14 protein-coding genes are annotated in these 18,764 nt (G+C 61.9%); 13 read left to right on the top strand and 1 reads right to left on the bottom strand.

All coding sequences use genetic code 11. The annotated features are described in order from the left end of the window. Window positions 1-4 precede the first annotated feature (4 nt). The gene (gene aceE, locus RGV59_RS08170; RefSeq protein WP_017849808.1) at window positions 5-2,650 is read right to left on the bottom strand and encodes a pyruvate dehydrogenase (acetyl-transferring), homodimeric type; all 2,646 of its coding nucleotides are present in this window, start codon (window positions 2,648-2,650) and stop codon (window positions 5-7) included. Window positions 2,651-3,033: 383 nt separating this feature from the next. Here aceE and glnE point away from each other — a divergent pair, with 383 nt between their 5' ends. The 13 genes from glnE (at window position 3,034) to RGV59_RS08235 (ending at window position 18,739) form a co-directional block, all read left to right on the top strand. Beyond that, window positions 3,034-5,973, top strand: coding sequence for a bifunctional [glutamate--ammonia ligase]-adenylyl-L-tyrosine phosphorylase/[glutamate--ammonia-ligase] adenylyltransferase (gene glnE, locus RGV59_RS08175; protein ID WP_126585363.1), 2,940 nt, complete (start codon window positions 3,034-3,036; stop codon window positions 5,971-5,973). Window positions 5,974-6,177: 204 nt separating this feature from the next. Further along, entirely contained in the window at window positions 6,178-7,212 is a 1,035-nt protein-coding gene (waaF, locus tag RGV59_RS08180) for a lipopolysaccharide heptosyltransferase II (RefSeq protein ID WP_108526071.1), read from the top strand. Window position 7,213: 1 nt separating this feature from the next. Then, window positions 7,214-8,275, top strand: a complete 1,062-nt coding sequence (gene waaC, locus RGV59_RS08185) for a lipopolysaccharide heptosyltransferase I (protein WP_046384936.1) — start codon at window positions 7,214-7,216, stop codon at window positions 8,273-8,275. After that, a complete protein-coding gene (locus tag RGV59_RS08190; protein WP_102617191.1) occupies window positions 8,275-9,399 on the top strand; it encodes a glycosyltransferase family 4 protein in 1,125 nt (374 codons plus the stop codon). Before waaC ends, RGV59_RS08190 begins: the two co-directional genes overlap by 1 nt. After that, window positions 9,396-10,202: a lipopolysaccharide core heptose(I) kinase RfaP gene (gene rfaP, locus RGV59_RS08195; protein WP_046490762.1), complete on the top strand. Its 807-nt coding sequence runs from the start codon at window positions 9,396-9,398 to the stop codon at window positions 10,200-10,202. Before RGV59_RS08190 ends, rfaP begins: the two co-directional genes overlap by 4 nt. Further along, complete coding sequence (locus tag RGV59_RS08200; RefSeq protein WP_017849802.1) at window positions 10,202-10,936, top strand: lipopolysaccharide kinase InaA family protein; 735 nt, start codon at window positions 10,202-10,204, stop codon at window positions 10,934-10,936. The genes rfaP and RGV59_RS08200 overlap by 1 nt, the downstream gene beginning before the upstream one ends. After that, on the top strand, window positions 10,933-11,685 hold the full coding sequence (locus RGV59_RS08205; RefSeq protein ID WP_126585364.1) for a lipopolysaccharide kinase InaA family protein: 753 nt from the start codon (window positions 10,933-10,935) through the stop codon (window positions 11,683-11,685). The genes RGV59_RS08200 and RGV59_RS08205 overlap by 4 nt, the downstream gene beginning before the upstream one ends. Then, a complete protein-coding gene (locus RGV59_RS08210; protein ID WP_126585365.1) occupies window positions 11,685-13,136 on the top strand; it encodes a lipopolysaccharide kinase InaA family protein in 1,452 nt (483 codons plus the stop codon). Before RGV59_RS08205 ends, RGV59_RS08210 begins: the two co-directional genes overlap by 1 nt. 399 nt (window positions 13,137-13,535) lie before the next feature. Further along, a complete protein-coding gene (locus RGV59_RS08215) occupies window positions 13,536-13,844 on the top strand; it encodes a hypothetical protein (protein WP_017849799.1) in 309 nt (102 codons plus the stop codon). Between the two features lie 341 nt (window positions 13,845-14,185). Further along, on the top strand, window positions 14,186-14,539 hold the full coding sequence (locus RGV59_RS08220; RefSeq protein ID WP_017849798.1) for a YceK/YidQ family lipoprotein: 354 nt from the start codon (window positions 14,186-14,188) through the stop codon (window positions 14,537-14,539). A 142-nt stretch (window positions 14,540-14,681) separates the two neighbouring features. Beyond that, on the top strand, window positions 14,682-16,439 hold the full coding sequence (locus RGV59_RS08225) for a carbamoyltransferase (RefSeq protein WP_017849797.1): 1,758 nt from the start codon (window positions 14,682-14,684) through the stop codon (window positions 16,437-16,439). After that, complete coding sequence (locus RGV59_RS08230; protein ID WP_046490751.1) at window positions 16,440-17,336, top strand: antimicrobial resistance protein Mig-14; 897 nt, start codon at window positions 16,440-16,442, stop codon at window positions 17,334-17,336. Continuing rightward, window positions 17,333-18,739 carry a PIG-L deacetylase family protein gene (locus tag RGV59_RS08235; RefSeq protein WP_126585366.1) on the top strand — a complete coding sequence of 469 codons (1,407 nt, stop codon included), beginning with the start codon at window positions 17,333-17,335 and terminating at the stop codon, window positions 18,737-18,739. Before RGV59_RS08230 ends, RGV59_RS08235 begins: the two co-directional genes overlap by 4 nt. Window positions 18,740-18,764 lie beyond the last annotated feature (25 nt).

Genomic DNA, 18,764 nt, shown 5'->3' on the forward strand with positions numbered 1-18,764 from the left:
CTCCTCAGCAGTCCAGTGGGTTGCGTTTTTCCGGGTTGATCCCGAACTTGACGATGGCGTCAGCCACCACCTTGGGTTCGATCTCACCGCGGTCAGCCAAGGCTTCCAGGGCTGCCAACACCACGAAGTGACGGTCGACTTCGAAGAAGTGACGCAGCTTCTTGCGGCTGTCACTGCGGCCGAAACCGTCGGTGCCCAGGACTTTGAATTCCTTGGACGGGACCCACTGGCGAATTTGTTCAGCAAACAGTTTCATGTAGTCGGTGGATGCGATCACCGGACCTTTACGGCCAGTCAGGCATTCTTCGACGTAGCTCACTTCAGGCTTCTGACCTGGGTGCAGGCGGTTGTTGCGTTCTACGGCCAGGCCGTCGCGACGCAGTTCGTTGAAGCTGGTCACGCTCCACACGTCGGCGCCGACGTTGAATTCGTCACGCAGGATCTTCGCCGCTTCACGCACTTCGCGCAGGATGGTGCCGGAGCCCATCAGTTGCACGTGATGCGCTGCTTCCTTGGTGTCTTCTTCGAGCAGGTACATGCCCTTGATGATGCCTTCCTCGACACCGGCCGGCATGGCAGGTTGCTGGTAGGACTCGTTCATCACGGTGATGTAGTAGAAAACGTCCTGCTGCTCCTGGGTCATCTTCTTCATGCCGTCCTGGATGATCACCGCCAGCTCATAGCCGTAGGTTGGATCAAAGGTGCGGCAGTTCGGAATGGTGGCCGCCAGGATGTGGCTGTGACCGTCTTCGTGTTGCAGGCCTTCGCCGTTCAGCGTGGTGCGGCCGGCGGTGCCGCCGATCAGGAAGCCACGGGTACGGCTGTCGCCTGCTGCCCAGGCCAGGTCGCCGATACGCTGGAAGCCGAACATCGAGTAGAAGATGTAGAACGGCAGCATCGGCTGGTTGTGGCAGGAGTACGACGTACCGGCCGCGATGAAGGAACTCATGGCGCCCGCTTCGTTGATGCCTTCTTCGAGGATCTGGCCCTTCTTGTCTTCCTTGTAGAACATCACCTGGTCTTTATCGACTGGCTCGTAGAGCTGGCCGACGGAGGAGTAGATGCCCAACTGACGGAACATGCCTTCCATACCGAAGGTACGGGCTTCGTCCGGGATGATCGGCACGATGCGCGAACCGACTTCCTTGTCCTTGACCAACTGCGCGAGGATTCGCACGAAGGCCATGGTGGTGGAGATTTCACGGTCGCCCGAGCCGTCGAGGATGGCCTTGAGGGTATCCAGCGCCGGTGTTGGGATGTTGACGCTCTTGGCACGGCGTTGTGGCACGAAACCGCCCAGTGCGGCACGACGCTCGCTCAGGTAGCGGGCTTCGGCGCTGTTCGGCTCTGGCTTGAAGAACGGCAGGTTTTCCAGCTCTTCGTCCTTGACCGGGATGTCGAAGCGGTCGCGGAACAACTTCAGGCTGCCGACGTCGACTTTCTTGGTGTTGTGCGCAGTGTTCTTCGCTTCGCCGGCACCGGTGCCATAACCCTTGATGGTCTTGGCCAGGATGACGGTCGGTTGTTCTTTGTGGTTGACCGCTTCGTGGTACGCCGCGTAGACCTTGTACGGGTCGTGGCCGCCACGGTTGAGTTTCCAGATCTCGTCGTCGGACAGGTCGGCAACCATCGCCTTGAGTTCAGGCGTGTTGAAGAAGTGTTCACGCACGAACGCGCCGTCTTTGGCCTTGTAGTTCTGGTACTCGCCGTCGATGACTTCGTCCATGCGACGTTGCAGGATACCGTCGACGTCCTTGGCCAGCAGTGGGTCCCAGAAACGGCCCCAGATGACTTTGGTCACGTTCCACTGAGCACCGCGGAACACGCCTTCGAGTTCCTGGATGATCTTGCCGTTGCCGCGAACCGGGCCGTCGAGGCGCTGCAGGTTGCAGTTGATGACGAAGATCAGGTTGTCCAGCTTCTCGCGGCCGGCCAGGGAGATGGCACCCAGGGATTCCGGCTCGTCGCACTCGCCGTCGCCCAGGAAGCACCAGACTTTCTGCTTGCCTTCGGGGATGAAACCACGGGCTTCCATGTACTTCATGAAGCGCGCCTGGTAGATCGCCTGGATCGGGCCCAGACCCATGGAAACGGTCGGGAACTGCCAGAAGTCAGGCATCAGCCAAGGGTGCGGGTAGGACGACAGGCCCTGACCGTCGACTTCCTGGCGGAAGTTGTTCATCTGTTCTTCGCTGATGCGACCTTCCATGAACGCACGGGCGTAGACGCCTGGCGAGGTGTGGCCCTGGAAGTAGATCAGGTCGCCGCCGTGTTCGTCGGTCGGGGCCTGGAAGAAGTAGTTGAAGCCGATGTCATAGAGCGTTGCGCTGGAAGCGAAGCTGGAGATGTGACCGCCCAGGTCAGAATCTTTCAAGTTCGTACGCATTACCATCGCCATGGCGTTCCAACGTACCAGCGAGCGAATGCGGCGTTCCATGAACAGGTCGCCAGGCATGCGTGCTTCGTGGGTAACAGGGATGGTATTGCGATATGGCGTGGTGATGGCGTAGGGCAGTTGCGAGCCGCTGCGGGTCGCGAGTTCGCCCATACGGGTCATCAGATAGTGAGCACGGTCTTCGCCTTCTTTGTCGAGAACCGATTCCAGGGCGTCCAGCCATTCCTGGGTTTCGACGGGATCGAGGTCTTGCATGGCTTGCTCCAGGGCGGAAAGGCTACCAGAATCGGTTGCCTGAAGTTTGCGACTGGCCTTGTGGGCAGACGACATAAATTCTTGGATGGCCGGAGGTTGCTCCGGCGTCCTGTAGTTTTACTACAAATCGTCGGCCATTTCAGCCTTTCGAATGTATATACGAGTAGTAAAACTACACAAGACTGAGCGGATTGCTCGGTCCGTTAGGTGAGCATAATCGTTATTGTTGATCTTTTGCGAAGAAGAAAAGGTAGAAATTTAATGTTACCTGCCAAAATTTATGAATTTTCAGCTATTTCTAACTTTTGTTCGACAGTCATTCATCGCGCCTGCCTCCTGCGTTCACCGCAACAAGCCCTTTACGCGCCGTTCAAGGATAGACCATGAGCCTTCCAACGCTGGCCGAGCTGCCGGCCGTTCTCTTGCCGTTCGCCATTCGGGCCGAACAGTCATTTCGTGACGCAGTGGCCGCGCTGGACGACGATCATGGCCTTTCTGAATGGACGCCGCAACGCTGGGCCGATTTCGTGCGGGTGTGCGCGGCCAGTGATTTCGTGATTGAACAGAGTGTTCGTGAGCCGTTGATGTTGCTCGAACTGGTCGCCTGGGGCGAGTTGGACCGTGGCTTTGCGCCGGGCGAGCTGTGCGGGCAGATCGCCGGTGCCGTGCAACAGGCTGAAACAGAAGATGAGTTGGGCCGCATGCTGCGCCGCCAGCGTACCCGCCAGCAAGTCCGCATCATCTGGCGCGACCTGACCCGCCAGGCGGATCTGGTGCAAACCTGTCGCGACCTCTCCGACATGGCCGACGCCAGCATCGACCAGGCCTACCAGTGGCTGTACCAGCGCCATTGCGCGCAGTTCGGCACGCCGACCGGGCGCCGCAGCGGTGAGCCGCAGCAGATGGTGATCCTCGGCATGGGCAAGCTCGGCGCGGTGGAGCTGAACCTGTCATCCGACATCGACTTGATCTTCGCCTACCCCGAAGGCGGCGAGACGGTGGGGGTGAAGCGCGCCCTGGATAACCAGGAGTTCTTCATTCGCCTGGGGCAAAAACTGATCAAGGCCCTCGACCCGATGACCGTCGACGGTTTTGTCTTCCGTGTCGACATGCGCCTGCGGCCTTACGGTTCGGCGGGCGCGCTGGTGCTCAGCTTCAATGCGTTGGAACAGTATTACCAGGACCAGGGCCGCGACTGGGAGCGCTACGCCATGATCAAGGCGCGCGTGGTAGCCGGCGATCAGGTGGCCGGTGCGCAACTGCTCGACATGCTGCGACCGTTCGTCTACCGCCGTTATTTGGACTTCTCCGCCATCGAAGCGCTGCGCACCATGAAGCAGTTGATCCAGCAGGAAGTGCGGCGCAAGGGCATGGCCGACAACATCAAGCTCGGTTCGGGCGGCATCCGCGAAGTGGAATTTATCGCCCAGGCGTTCCAGCTGATCCATGGCGGGCGCGACCTCAGCCTGCAGCAACGGCCGTTGCTCAAGGTGCTGGGCACCCTGGAAGGCCAGGGCTACCTGCCGCCGACGGTGATCGCCGAGTTGCGCGATGGCTACGAATTCCTGCGTTACACTGAGCATGCGATCCAGGCGATTGCCGACCGCCAGACCCAGATGTTGCCGGACAGCCCCGAAGACCAGGCGCGCATTGCCTTTATGCTTGGCTTCGCCGATTGGGCCGCGTTCCATGAGCGCCTGATGTACTGGCGTGGGCGGGTGGACTGGCACTTCCGCCAGGTGATCGCCGATCCGGATGAAGAAGACGGCGAAGAAAGCGAATTGGTCGTCGGTGGGGAATGGTTGCCACTGTGGGAAGAGTCCCAGGACGAAGACGCGGCCTGCCGCCAACTGGCCGAAGGTGGCTTCACTGACGCGCCCAAAGCGCTCAAAGCCTTGGCCGGCCTGCGCGGCAGCCCGCAATTGCGCGCCATGCAGCGCCTCGGTCGCGAGCGTCTGGATGCGTTTATCCCACGTCTGCTGGCGCAGGCCGTCGAGCACGCCAACCCGGACCTGGTGCTGGAGCGCGTCTTGCCGCTGGTGGAAGCCGTCGCCCGGCGGTCAGCCTACCTGGTGTTGCTCACGGAAAACCCCGACGCCCTGCGGCGCCTGTTGACCTTGTGCGCCGCCAGCCCGTGGATCGCCGAACAGATCACCCGCTTCCCACTGTTGCTCGACGAATTGCTCAACGAAGGCCGCTTGTTCAAGCCGCCGTTGGCGCCGGAACTCGCCGCCGAACTGCGCGAACGCCTCACGCGTATCCCCGAAGACGACCTTGAGCAGCAAATGGAAGCGCTGCGGCACTTCAAGCTGGCTCACCGCTTGCGGGTGGCCGCCTCGGAAATCGCCGGCAGCCTGCCGCTGATGAAAGTCAGCGACTACCTGACCTGGCTCGCCGAAGCCATCCTCGAACAAGTGCTGGCCCTGGCCTGGCGCCAGACCGTCGCCCGCCACGGCGCGCCGCAGCGGTTGGATGGCAGCGTGTGCGATCCTGGATTCATCATTGTCGGTTATGGGAAAGTCGGCGGCATCGAATTGGGGCATGGTTCGGACCTGGACCTGGTGTTTATCCATGACGGCGACCCGCAGGCCGAAACCGATGGCGCCAAGCCGATCGACGGCGCGCAGTTTTTCACGCGCCTGGGCCAGCGGATCATTCACTTGCTGACCACGCAGACCAACTCGGGGCAATTGTATGAAGTGGACATGCGCCTGCGGCCGTCGGGCGCATCCGGTTTGCTGGTGAGTTCCCTCGGCGCCTTTGCGCGCTATCAGGAAAACGAAGCCTGGACCTGGGAACATCAGGCGCTGATCCGCGCGCGGGTGTTGGTGGGCAGCCAGGACGTGGGCCGCGCCTTCGAACAGGTGCGGGCCAAGGTGTTGGGCCGTGAACGCGACTTGACGAAGCTGCGCCAGGAGGTCAGCGAGATGCGCGCCAAGATGCGCGATAACCTCGGGACCCGGGCCACGGCGGCCGGTACCGGCGCGAATGCCTTCGAACCGACGGTGGCGTTCGACCTCAAGCAGGACGCCGGAGGTATCGTCGATATTGAATTTATGGTGCAATACGCCGCTTTGGCATGGTCTGCGCAACATCCATCGTTGCTGCGCTACACCGACAATATCCGCATTCTGGAGGGCCTGGAGCAGGTCGGGCTGATGCCCGCCGCCGATGCCCATTTACTGCGCGAGGTATATAAGGCCTACCGTTCCGCGGCGCACCGCCAGGCTTTGCAGAACGAAGCCGGTACGGTGGCCGGGGATCAGTTCGCCGACGAACGGCGCCAGGTGATGCGAATCTGGCAGGCGCTGGGGTTAAGCTGACACTCGATTAAATGAGCGACGCCAATCTAATGTGGAAACCGGCTTCATGTGGGAGCAGGCTTGCTCGTGATGCAGGCGCTGCGGTCTGTCTAGCGGACCGCGGTGATGCTATCGCGAGCGAGCCCGCTGCCACACAAAGTGCGATCTACAGTAATCATCGAGGCGGGGAGGCGTAAGCCTCCCCGCATCGTTTGTGGAAACTACATGAATATTCTGATCGTTGGGCCCAGCTGGGTCGGTGACATGGTGATGGCGCAGACACTGTTCCAGTGCCTCAAACAACGTCATCCCGACTGCCAAATCGACGTGCTCGCCCCTGAGTGGAGCCGGCCGATCCTTGAGCGCATGCCGCAAGTGCGCCAGGCCTTGAGCTTCCCGCTCGGCCATGGCGCCCTCGAACTGGCGACCCGCCGTCGCATCGGCAAATCCCTGGCCGGGCAGTACGACCAGGCGATCTTGCTGCCCAACTCGATGAAGTCGGCGCTGGTGCCGTTTTTCGCCGGCATTCCCAAGCGCACCGGCTGGCGCGGCGAGTTTCGCTACGGTCTGCTCAACGACGTGCGCAAGCTCGACAAGGCGCGCTACCCGCTGATGATCGAACGCTTCATGGCCCTGGCCTACGCGCCGGGTGCCGAGTTGCCGACGCCGTATCCGCGCCCGAGCCTGCAGATCGACCCGATCACCCGCGACGCGGCCCTGGCCAAGTTCAGCCTGGCCCTCGACCGTCCGGTGCTCGCGCTGTGCCCCGGTGCCGAGTTTGGCGAGTCCAAGCGCTGGCCGTCGGAGCATTACGCCAAAGTCGCGGAGACGAAGATCCGCGAAGGCTGGCAGGTGTGGCTGTTCGGCTCGAAGAACGACCATGCGGTGGGTGAAGACATCCGCCAGCGCCTGATCCCCGGCCTGCGCGAAGAAGCGGTGAACCTCAGTGGCGACACCTCGCTGGCCGAGGCCATCGACTTGCTGTCCTGCGCGGATGCGGTGGTGTCCAACGACTCCGGGCTGATGCACGTCGCGGCGGCGCTGAACCGCCCGCTGGTCGCGGTGTACGGCTCGACCTCCCCAGGGTTTACCCCGCCGTTGGCCGACAAGGTCGAAGTGGTGCGCCTGGGCCTGGAATGCAGCCCGTGTTTTGACCGCACCTGCCGTTTCGGCCACTACAACTGCCTGCGCCAGTTGTTGCCGCAACCGGTCAACGAAGCCTTGCAGCGGTTGCAGGGCTCTGTGGTCGAGGTTCACTGAGTTGCGGGTACTGGTAATCAAGACCTCATCCCTGGGCGACGTGATCCATGCGTTGCCGGCACTGACCGATGCGGCGCGGGCGATCCCGGGCATTCGATTCGACTGGGTGGTGGAAGAAGGCTTTGCCGAGATCCCCACCTGGCACCCGGCGGTGGACAAGGTGATCCCGGTGGCGATTCGCCGCTGGCGCAAGAACCTCTGGCAAACCTTCAAAAGTGGCGAATGGCGGCGCTTCAAGCAGCGTATCCAGTCAACCAAATACGACCTGGTGATCGACGCCCAGGGCCTGCTCAAAAGCGCCTGGCTGACCCGCTACGTGCGCGCCCCGGTGGCCGGGTTTGACAAAAACTCGGCGCGTGAACCGATCGCGGCGCGCTTTTATTCGCGGCGCCTGGCCGTGGCCCGCGGGCAGCACGCGGTGGAGCGCTTGCGCCAGCTGTTCGCCGTGGCCCTCGGTTATGACTTGCCCAAGGCGCTGGGCGACTACGGCCTGAGCGTCGACAAGCTGCTTGGCCTGCCGCCGAAAAAGCCGTTTGTGTTGTTGCTGCACGGCACCACCTGGGACACCAAGCACTGGCCCGAAGCCTACTGGCGCGAGCTGGCCGAGCGCATGGGCCGCCTGGGCGTGGACGTGAAGTTGCCATGGGGCAATGCCGCCGAAAAGGCCCGCGCCGAACGCCTGGCCCAGGGCCTGGACAACGCCGAGGTGCTGCCCAAACTGAACCTGGCCGGGGTCGCCCGCGTGCTCGCCGGCGCCCGCGCCTGCGTTGCGGTGGACACCGGCCTCGGGCACCTGGCCGCAGCCCTGGACGTGCCGACCATTTCGCTGTTCGGCCCCACCAACCCCGGCCTGACCGGCGCCTACGGCAAGAGCCAGATTCACCTGGCCAGCGACTTCCCGTGTGCGCCCTGCCTGCTGAAACAGTGTACCTATCAACCCACGGCCGACGATCTGCGTCGGTTCGACATCAAGCGCGAATCGCCCCTGTGCTTCACGCGGCTGAACCCTGAGCGTGTGGCGAGCCGGCTGAGCACGTTGTTACTGGCCGAGGAGATGCACTGATGCAACTGGCGTTTGTTCTGTACAAGTATTTCCCGTTCGGTGGCTTGCAGCGCGACTTCATGCGTATCGCCCTGGAGTGCCAGCAGCGCGGTCATCAGATCCGTGTCTACACCCTGATCTGGGAGGGTGATGTGCCGCCCGGCTTCGAAGTGCTGGTGGCGCCGGTCAAGGCGCTGTTCAACCATCGCCGCAACGAAAAACTCTACGCTTGGATTCAGGCCGACCTGGCCAAGCGCCCGGTGGATCGTGTGGTCGGGTTCAATAAAATGCCCGGGCTGGACCTGTACTTCGCCGCCGATGGCGTGTTTGAAGACAAGGCGCAAACCCTGCGCAACCCGATGTACCGCTGGTTCGGCCGCTACAAACACTTTGCCGAGTACGAGCGCGCCGTTTTCGAACAGAGCGCCAAGACCCAGATCATGGTGCTCTCGGCCCATCAGCAGGAATTGTTCACGCGTTACTACGGCACCCAGGCGCAGCGCTTTCATTTGCTGCCGCCGGGCATCGCCCGTGACCGGCGCGCGCCGCCGAATGCCGCGCAGATCCGTGCAGAGTTTCGCGATGAGTTCGGCCTGGCCGAGGACGATTTGCTGTTGGTGCAGATCGGTTCCGGCTTCAAGACCAAGGGCGTCGACCGCAGCCTCAAGGCCGTGGCCGCATTGCCGTCGGCGCTGAAGAAACGTACCCGGCTGTTTGTAATCGGCCAGGACGACCCCAAAGTATTCCAATTACAGAGCGCCGCACTGGGCCTGGGCGAGCAAGTGCATTTCTTCAAAGGGCGCAGCGATATTCCGCGCTTTCTGCTGGGGGCCGACCTGTTGATCCACCCGGCCTACAACGAAGCGGCCGGCATGGTGCTGATCGAGGCGGTTGTCGCCGGCCTGCCGGTGCTGGTGAGCAAGGTCTGCGGTTATGCCTTCTACATCGACAAGGCCGGTAATGGCCGGGTGTTGGACGAGCCGTTCGAACAGGCGCAACTCAATCAATACCTGGTCGATATGCTCGACGATCCACAAGCGCGCGCGACCATGAGTCGCAATGGTCTGGCCTTCGCCGAGACGGCCGACCTCTATAGCATGCCGCAGTACGCTGCGGACCTGATCCTGGCGGAGCCGAACCGATGAAGTTGATGCTTGCCGAACCGTTCAAGACCCTTTGGGCCGGACGCGATGCGTTCGCCGAAGTCGAGAAGCTGGACGGCCTGGTGTACCGCGAACTCGATGCCCGCCGTACCTTGCGTACAGAGGTCGAGGGCCGCGGTTATTTCGTGAAGATTCACCGTGGTATCGGCTGGGCCGAAATCCTCAAGAACCTGATCACCGCGAAGTTGCCGGTATTGGGCGCCGGCCAGGAATGGCGGGCGATCCAGCGCTTGCAGCAAGTCGGCGTGCCGACCATGACCGCCGTGGCTTATGGCGAAAAGGGCAGCAACCCGGCCGACCAGCATTCGTTTATCGTCACCGAAGAGCTGGCGCCCACCGTCAGCCTCGAAGACCTGAGCATGGACTGGCTCAAGCAACCGCCATCGCCAGTCATCAAGCATGCGCTGATCGCCGAAGTGGCGCGCATGACCGGCATGATGCACCGCGCCGGGGTCAACCATCGCGACTGCTATATCTGCCATTTCCTGCTGCACACGGACAAGCCGCTGGTGGCCGATGATTTCAAGTTGTCGGTGATCGACCTGCACCGTGCGCAGGTCCGCTCGAAGATCCCGCTGCGCTGGCGCAACAAGGACTTGGCGGCGCTGTATTTTTCGGCGCTGGATATCGGCCTGACCCGGCGCGACAAGCTGCGTTTTCTCAAGGGCTACTTCCAACAACCGTTGCGCCGGATTCTCGCCGAAGAGGCCGCGCTGCTGCAGTGGCTGGAGCACAAGGCGGCCAAGCTCTACGCGCGCAAACAACGTTACGGGGATGCGCTCTGATGGCGGGTTGGAACCTGGAACCCGCATACGCCGGCCTCGCGGATGATTTTGGAAGCCTTGAAGCGGTGTTCGCCCTGCAAGGCGAGCGGCTGACCCGCGACCCGCTGTCGGAAGTGATCCGGGTGGCACGCGGCGGGGTCAATTATTACGTCAAGCGCTACGTCGGTGCCGGCAAGGGCCTGCGCCGCTACCTGGGCAAGCCGCGGGTGAAGTCCGAGTGGCAGAACCTCAAGCGTTTCGCCAAGTGGGGCATTCCCACCGCCGACGTGGTCGCCTGGGGCCTGGAGCGCAATGGCCTGGCCTACGCCCGCGGCGCGCTGATCACCCGTGAGTTGCCCAAGACCGAAGACTTGTCGGTGCTGGCCGAGCGCAACGACGTGCGCCTCAAAGACCCCAAATGGGTCGATGCGGTCAGCCGCCAGCTCGCCGAATACACGCGTACCATGCACGATCATCACTTCACCCATAACGACTTGAAGTGGCGCAACCTGCTGATCGACGACCAGCACACCCTGTACCTGATCGATTGCCCCAACGGCGATTTCTGGCGCGGGTTCTGGCTCAAATACCGCATCACCAAAGACCTGGCCTGCCTGGACAAGGTGGCCAAGTATCACCTGTCGGCCACCCAGCGCCTGCGCTTCTACCTGCAATACCGCCAGCGCGCGCACCTGAGTGCGTCGGACAAACAGCGAATTCGCCATGTGGTGAAGTTTTTCGAGGGACGCGAATGAGTGATTTCCTGGCGGCCGAAGACCGCGCTCTGCTGGAGCGCAACGGTCTGGCCAGTTTCGATGCCCTGTGGGCCAAGCAACTGGACGCGGTGGACGAGCCGAACACCAGCCATGGCGGCTGGAGCAGCGTGTTCCGCCTGGAGCTCGACGGCCACGGTTACTACCTCAAGCGCCAGAGCAACTACCTCACGCGCAGCTTGCACCGACCGTTTGGCGAACCGAGTTTTTCCCGCGAGTTTCGTAACATCAGCCGTTATCGCGCGTTGGGTATCCCGGCCTTGCAGGCGGCGTTCTACGGTGAGCGCAAAGTCGCTGGCGAGCACCGCGCGATGCTGTTGACCCGTGCCCTGGACGGCTGGAATGACCTGGACTCATTGCTCGAACAGTGGCCGCAACTGAGCGACCCCCAGCACCGTGCGATCCTGTTGGCCTGCGGCCAATTGGCGCGCCGTCTGCACGGCGTGGGACAGGTCCACGGGTGTTTTTACCCCAAGCATATTTTCCTGCAGGCCACCGGCGACGGTTATTCCGCGCAGTTGATCGACCTGGAGAAAACCCGCCCGTTGCTGTTTGGCTGGCGTGACCGGGTCAAGGACCTGGAGCCGCTGTTGCGCCGTGCGCCGCAGTGGTCGGATGCGCAAACGCGTCACCTGCTGGCGGCGTATCTGGAACAACCTGAAGACAGCCCGCTGGTCGCCACCTGGCAGCAGCGCCTGACCGCTCGCCGCAGCCACAAGGAGCACCGTTGATGCGTTTATCCGCGCTGAAGCAGGCCGGGCGCAGCCCAAGCCTGCCGCTGACCATCGAACTGGCGGACGCCGCAGGCCCTGGTCAATTGCAATTGCTCAGCCTGTTGCGCGTGTTGCCGGGCCAGCGCTATGTGGGCGCCGGTGTCTGGCGCGGTCGCGCGGTGTTGGCCAAGTTGTTGGTGGGCAGCAAGGCGGCGCGGCATTTTCAGCGTGAGCTCAACGGCGTGCGCCTGCTGGCCGAGCAAGGCCTGACCACGCCGCTGCTGCTGGCCGACGGTTTGCAGGAAGGCGAGGGCGGTTGGCTGCTGTTTGAGTTTATCGATGGCGCCGAAAGCCTGGCCGATGCCTGGCAAGCGGTCGAAGGCCTGCCGCCGTTGGCCGATGAGCAGACCGCTGTGCTCGCCGAAGCGCTGGACGCGATCGCCCGCATGCACGCCAAGGGCCTGTGGCAGGAAGACCTGCACCTGGACAACCTGCTGCGCCAGGGCGGCAAGCTGTACCTGATCGATGGTGCCGGGATCTGCGTGGAACAGGCGGGCCAGCCGCTGTCGCGCAACCGGGTGCTGGAAAACCTCGGGGTGTTTTTCGCCCAGTTGCCGAAAAATCTCGCGCCGTTTACCGAAGAGTTGCTGGTGTATTACCTGCTGAGCAACGGCGAGCATGCGTTACCGCTCGAAGCCCTGGAGAAGCAGGTGCGCAAGGTCAGCGCCTGGCGCCTGAAGGACTTCCTCGACAAGGTCGGCCGCGAATGCACACTGTTCAGCGTGGTGCGCGGCGCGTTTGGCTTGCGGGCGATCCGTCGCGAGGAGGAGCGCGCGATGCTGCCGGTGCTGGAGCAGGCCGATGCCTTGCTCGACCAGGGGCATTTGTACAAGACCGGCGGTGCGGCCAGCGTGGCCAAGGTCGAAGTGGCCGGCCGGCCGCTGGTGATCAAACGCTACAACATCAAGGGCTTCGCCCATTGGCTCAAGCGTTTCTGGCGCCCGAGCCGCGCCTGGCATTCCTGGCGCGAAGGCAATCGCCTGGCGTTCCTCGGCATTGCCACACCCAAGCCGCTGGCCGTGCTGGAAAAGCGCTTTTTCTGGCTGCGCAGCCGCGCTTACCTGGTCACTGAATACCTGCCGGGGCCGGACATCATCGAGCGCTTCGCACCGTATGTGGAGCAGGGCGACGCGCCTGAAAACGAACTGCTGGCGCTGGACCAGCTGTTCGCCGAGCTGATACGCGAGCGCATCAGCCATGGCGATTTCAAGGGCCATAACCTGTTCTGGCACGAAGGCCGCTGGGCCTTGATCGACCTGGATGCGATGCGCCAGCACCGCTCCGACGCCAGCTTCGCCACGGCGTTTGCCAAGGACCGCGCACGCTTCATGCGTAATTGGCCGCAAGGCAGTGCGCTGTATCAGGTCATTGATCAGCGTTTGCCGAAGGAAGTCGGCGGCGCCGGCTGACGGTCGAGCGGGTTTTTCAGGTAGGACGCGGTCAAGTGTGGGGGCAGGCTTGCAGGGGCCTGTCCCCCAGCAGCCAGTTGGCCTGCACGAACTGCTCGAATCTGGCAATTATGTATCATTTTATACAATGCCCGGTTGCGAGGCTGTCTTGATACGGGTTGCGGGCTTTAAGTAAGTTAGAAGTTGAAACGGATTCGGCGGATAGCGCGAAGTGTGCTGGTTTATATCAGACTTGTCCTAGAGCAATTTATTGGGGCAAGGTATTTGTTTGATCGTATTGTAGTTCTTGTTTTAAACGGATACATGTGTGGCGCATGTTGCGGGTTGAGCATTCTTTTATCGTTCTATAAATTTGTTCTACAGCCGATGAGGTTGTTCAATTATTTATAGGAGGTTTTTATGTCGTCTATCAATGCTAACTCAAACGTGGCTGCTGATTATCAGAGGTACGAAAATAATAACTTTAATGAGAAGGGGCAAAACAATCCGCTGGATCAGGCGGCCGGGGAAGATGCTGAGTATTTGGATGCGCAAAATCAGCCGATTGATCATGAGATTCAATCCGACGGTAACGGTGGTTTCTATCAGCCAGGTACGGGCAGGGGGCAGCCGGGTAATGGTGAACCAGGGTTAGGAAGCATCAACGTTGGAGCGGGGCATCAAATTGACTTTGATGGTGCGGAGCCTCCGCGGTCGCTGCACTATTAAGGCGCCCGTGGGCGTGTAAGGTCGAAAAGAATGCTGCTGCATGGGTATGCGCAGCATTCATATCGTCTCGTTGTTATTGCGTTTTTTGGGTAATGGGTTTTATGCCGTTCATCATGTTGATAGTTGCAGGTACGGTTTAAAGGAGAGGGTGGTTTGAATATTAACCAGACGTGTTGATTTTCCCGTCAGCGCTCTTTGCTCCGGTGTGTTCGCGGCGCGAAGCAACTAATCCTGTATTGTCTTATCGGAGCTTTCTCACAGAACGTATCGGTGTGTCGGTGTAGGCTATCTTCGCTGGCGATGTTAGTGTGGTCGACCCTCTATGCTGAACGGTGTCGTTCATGATCCGTATGTACTCTGTGTTGCTTGCTGCTCTCCTGGCAATCTCCGGTTGCGGGACCATCAACACCGTCTTTCGCCCGGACGCTGTCGCCAGCCAGAACCTCAAGGAGTCGCGCAGCTACTGCGAAAATATCCCGCGCATCTACAGTGGGGTGATCTACGGGTTTTGTACGCTCAATGCTGAGCCCGCCCCTGAAAAAAGCCTGAATGACCGAGCCCTGTCGGACCACGAGAACAATGCTTTCCCGATCATCGCCATCGAGTTCATCGGCTCTGGCGTGCTGGACACCCTGGTCCTGCCCTACACGATCTACCGTCAGAACAAGGACGGCAGCATCGAGATCTTCCGCTGAACCTCCTCGACGCTCGCCGCTAACAGCTTCCTCCTGCTTTTGAGCTATAATCCCGCCCTTTAGCTGTTTCTCGCCCAGGCGAGAGGCACACTTTTTTCAGGCGTAACGCGCCTGCATGCAGACTAAAAGAGGCTAGACCCCTGTGGCATTGACGATTCTTGGCCTGTCCGGCGCCCTTAGCCATGATCCTTCCGCAGCCCTGTATATCGACGGCAAGCTGATCGCGGCCGCCGAAGAAGAACGCTTCGTGCGCGACAAGCATGCAAAGCACCGCATGCCCTACGAATCGGCGAAATTCTGCCTGGAACAAGCCGGCATCAAGCCCTCCGACGTTGATGTGGTCGCGATCCCGTTCGCCCCGATCAGCCTGTTCGGCGAAGCGCGCTGGCACTATGCCAAGCGTTACTGGTACGCCCCGGACCGCGCTCTCGATGCGATCCTGATGGGCAACCGGCGCTACAAGCGCTACCGCAACAAGATCGTCTGGTGCCTGGAACAGCTGGGCTTCGATCCGAAGAAGATCAAGATCGAGCCGGTAGAACACCACTTGGCCCACGCCTCCAGTGCCTACCACTGCTCCGGCTTCAAGGAGAAAACCGCGATCCTGGGGATCGACGGCAAGGGTGAGTACGCCACCACGTTCTTCGGCTACGGCGAAAACGGCAAGATCCACAAGATCAAGGAATTCTACGATCCGGACTCCCTCGGCGGCCTGTATGGCGCGGTCACCGAGTTCCTCGGTTTCGAGATGCTCGACGGCGAGTTCAAGGTCATGGGCATGGCGCCTTATGGCGATGCCAGCAAGTACGATTTCTCGCGCCTGGCCTCCTTTGAAAACGGCGAGCTGGTGATCAACACCGACTACGCCAACGTCATCGGCCTGCGTCGTTATAAAGAGAAGGGCAAGGGTTTCTACTTCTCGCCCAAACTGATCGAGTGGCTGGGGCCCAAGCGCGAAGGCGACATCGCCGACGAGCCGTACATCCACTACGCGGCCAGCATGCAGGCGCTGTTCGAGAAGCTGTCCCTGCAGATGATCGACTACTATCTGGGCGACATCCTCAAGGAAACCGGCAAGCTGGCCTTCGCCGGCGGCTGTGCGCTGAACGTCAAGCTGAACCAGAAGATCATTGCCCGTGACGACGTGAAAGAGCTGTTCGTGCAACCGGCGTCCGGCGATGCCGGCACCGCCGTGGGCGCCGCCGCTTACGTGTCCAACGCCCGTGGTGTGCCGGTGGAGAAGATGGAACACGTCTACCTCGGCCCGTCCTACAGCAACGAAGACGTGATCGCCGCTTGCGCCAAGCACCCGAGCAAGCCGGACTGGCGCAAGATCGACAGCATGCCTAAGCGCATTGCCAAGATCATGGTCGACGGCAACCCGGTGGCCTGGTTCCAGGGGCGCATGGAGTTTGGCCCGCGTGCCTTGGGCGGTCGTTCGATCATTGGCTGCCCGAGCGCTACCGGCGTGGCGGACCGCATCAACCATCAGATCAAGTTCCGCGAGCGCTGGAGGCCTTTCTGCCCGTCGATGCTCGACACCGTGGCCCCGCTGATGATCAAGGTCGATCACCCGGCGCCGTTCATGACCTTCACCTTTGAAGTGTCGGAAGAGTGGAAAACCCGCGTGCCGGAAGTGGTCCATGAGGACGGCACGTCCCGCGCCCAGGTGCTCAAGCGCGAATACAACCCGCGCTACTACGACATGATGAAAGAACTCGAAGTGCTGACCGGCAACGGCGTGTCCCTGAACACTTCGCTCAACCGTCGTGGCGAAGCGATGATCTGCTCGCCGACCGATGCGCTGAACATGTTCTTCGGTTCCGACCTGCAGTACCTGATCATGGAAGACATCCTGGTGGTCAAGGACGGCGTGGACCCTTATGACGCTGTGGTTTAAATGCTGAATCGCTTCCAGGGTTGGCGTGAACGCGGCTGGGTACCTGTCGAGGCCGAGGTCTACGCCCAGGCCTGGCAGCGGTTTGGCGGCAGCGTGGCGACGCATCCGCTGATCGTCGAGCGGTTGGCGGACCTGGCGCAGATTCCGGTGCGCTACCTGGGCTGGGAGCAGGATGGCGAGCTCAAGGGCGCGATTGCCACCTGGGGGCGCGACCTGGCCTTGTCCAAGGACGTGCTCAAGCGGCGCGGCAAGAAAGGCGTGTTCGATCTGGGCAATGCCGAAATCATCCTGCCGATCGCCGCCGACGCGCAGTTGCCGGTGCGCCACCGTGGGCGCTACCTGTCGGCGTTGAACGAGGGGCGCGTCAGCACCCTCAAGCCCCAGGCCGAGCAGTTGGCCATGGCGCGCACCCCGGAAGACCTGTCGAAGAAGTTTCGCTACAACCAGCGCCGCGAATTGCGGTTGCTCGAAGAAGCCGGTGGCGTGGTGCGGGCGGTGAGTGAGTTTTCCAGCAGCGAGCTGGCGGCGATCTACTGCGACCTGTTCCAGCGCCGCTGGGGCTTCCCGGCCACCGGCGCCGAGCATCTGGCGCAGGTGCTGGGCTTGCTCAAGGAGTTCCTGGTGGGCTCGGTACTGTTTCTCAACGATGCGCCGATTGCCGTGCAACTGGTGTATCGCGTCGAGGCGCCCGAGTGGGTCAGCATCGAATACGTCAACGGCGGTGTCGACCCCCAGACCCGTGAATTCAGCCCCGGCAGCGTGTTGAGTTTCCTCAATACGCAAAGCGCCTGGGAACAGGCGCGGGCCGTGGATAAACCGCTGCGCTTTTCCTTCGGGCGCGCCGACCGTGAATACAAGGAGCGCTGGTGCAACCCGGTGCCGGTGTTCAGCCTATGAGCCGCAAGCAGCAACTGCTCAAGCGTCATCGGCGCACCAAGCGCATCGCGCTGCTGATTGGCTTGCTGGTGCTGATCGCGGCCGGTGTGCTCGTGGCCTGGTGGCTGCCGTTGATTCTGGCGGTGGTGCTGTGGGCGGCCCATGAAGCCTGGTTTGCCGATCATCTGTTCTATTCGCCCAACGAGGATTATGCCTACGCATTCCCTCACGGCAGTGAAGTGCCAGGCCTGCGCCTGGACGCGGGGCGGCTGTTGCTGGACGCGCCGCTGGCGGCGGACGACACCCTGATCGTCGGCATCGAGCTGCACAGCTCGTGGCTCGGGCGTTTCATCGACCCGGCGGTGGAACTGCTGGGCCTGCAAACGCCGGACCGGCAAGTGTTCGAGCGTGGCGTCGGCGGGCGCCGTTACCTCAACCTGACCGGCGCCGCCGACGCATTGGCCGCCGGCAAACTGCAGGTACGCGGGCGTTTTTGCCGGATCAACGGCCAGCCGACGCTGTGGCGTTTCCGCCAGCCGGATTATCGCCAGCAACGCGTGATGGTGATTGCGCCCCACGCCGACGACGCCGAACTGGCGGCCTTCAGCCTGTACAGCCAGGCGGCCGAAAGTTGGATCGTCACGTTGACCGCCGGTGAAATCGAAGCCGAGCATTATCAACAGATGGGCCTGCCCAAGGCGCAAGCGGCGCAACTCAAAGGGCGCCTGCGGGCCTGGGACAGCATTGCCGTGCCGCGCTGGGCCGGCGTTCCCGAAGCACAGTGCGTGCAATTGGGCTACTTCTGCATGCAGTTGGCGGCCATGCAGGCCGCGCCGGACCAGGCTCAAGCCTCCCGCGAGGCGCAATTGAGCGATACGCGGCTGTTTCGTCAGTTCAATGCCTTTGCGCTGCCCGGTGACGAGGACGGCGCGCCGACCTGGCACAACCTGATCGCCGACCTGCGCGCGCTGCTACTCAAGGCGCGACCGCAGGTGATCGTGCTGCCGACGCCGTTGCTCGACCCGCACGCCGACCATATCTGCGCTCACGCGGCGATACTGGAAGCCCTGGAGGGCCTGGCGTGGCAGCCCGACACATTGCTCGGCTACGCCAATCACTTGCATGATAACGACCGCTGGCCCATGGGCGACTCGGGCGCCGGCGTGGCCCTGCCGCCGCGTTTCGACACCGCGGACGAACTGGTCCCCTGCAGTTTCACGCTCGCCTTGAGCCAGCAGCAGGACAAGGCCATGGCCCTGGGCATGATGCACGACCTGCAACCGCGCGCGCCGTTCAAGCGCCGTGTGCGTCGCTGGTTGCAACAGGTGCTGGCCGGGCGTAGCCCATCGCCATACGGAGAGAACGAATTCTTCCGCAAGGCTGTGCGTCGGCATGAATTGCTGTGGGTCCTGAAACAGGACTGAGACCTTATTTACGGCAGACCGCATC

The organism is Pseudomonas sp. FG1 (genome assembly GCF_034313875.1).
Lineage (GTDB): Bacteria > Pseudomonadota > Gammaproteobacteria > Pseudomonadales > Pseudomonadaceae > Aquipseudomonas > Aquipseudomonas veronii.

Coding starts and splice junctions, on each gene's coding strand:
- RGV59_RS08190 (WP_102617191.1), top strand. CDS start 8,275: ATGCAACTGGCGTTTGTTCTGTACAAGTATTTCCCGTTCGGTGGCTTG.
- RGV59_RS08205 (WP_126585364.1), top strand. CDS start 10,933: ATGAGTGATTTCCTGGCGGCCGAAGACCGCGCTCTGCTGGAGCGCAAC.
- aceE (WP_017849808.1), bottom strand. CDS start 2,650: ATGCAAGACCTCGATCCCGTCGAAACCCAGGAATGGCTGGACGCCCTG.
- waaF (WP_108526071.1), top strand. CDS start 6,178: ATGAATATTCTGATCGTTGGGCCCAGCTGGGTCGGTGACATGGTGATG.
- RGV59_RS08215 (WP_017849799.1), top strand. CDS start 13,536: ATGTCGTCTATCAATGCTAACTCAAACGTGGCTGCTGATTATCAGAGG.
- RGV59_RS08235 (WP_126585366.1), top strand. CDS start 17,333: ATGAGCCGCAAGCAGCAACTGCTCAAGCGTCATCGGCGCACCAAGCGC.
- RGV59_RS08220 (WP_017849798.1), top strand. CDS start 14,186: ATGATCCGTATGTACTCTGTGTTGCTTGCTGCTCTCCTGGCAATCTCC.
- glnE (WP_126585363.1), top strand. CDS start 3,034: ATGAGCCTTCCAACGCTGGCCGAGCTGCCGGCCGTTCTCTTGCCGTTC.
- RGV59_RS08200 (WP_017849802.1), top strand. CDS start 10,202: ATGGCGGGTTGGAACCTGGAACCCGCATACGCCGGCCTCGCGGATGAT.
- RGV59_RS08210 (WP_126585365.1), top strand. CDS start 11,685: ATGCGTTTATCCGCGCTGAAGCAGGCCGGGCGCAGCCCAAGCCTGCCG.
- RGV59_RS08230 (WP_046490751.1), top strand. CDS start 16,440: ATGCTGAATCGCTTCCAGGGTTGGCGTGAACGCGGCTGGGTACCTGTC.
- rfaP (WP_046490762.1), top strand. CDS start 9,396: ATGAAGTTGATGCTTGCCGAACCGTTCAAGACCCTTTGGGCCGGACGC.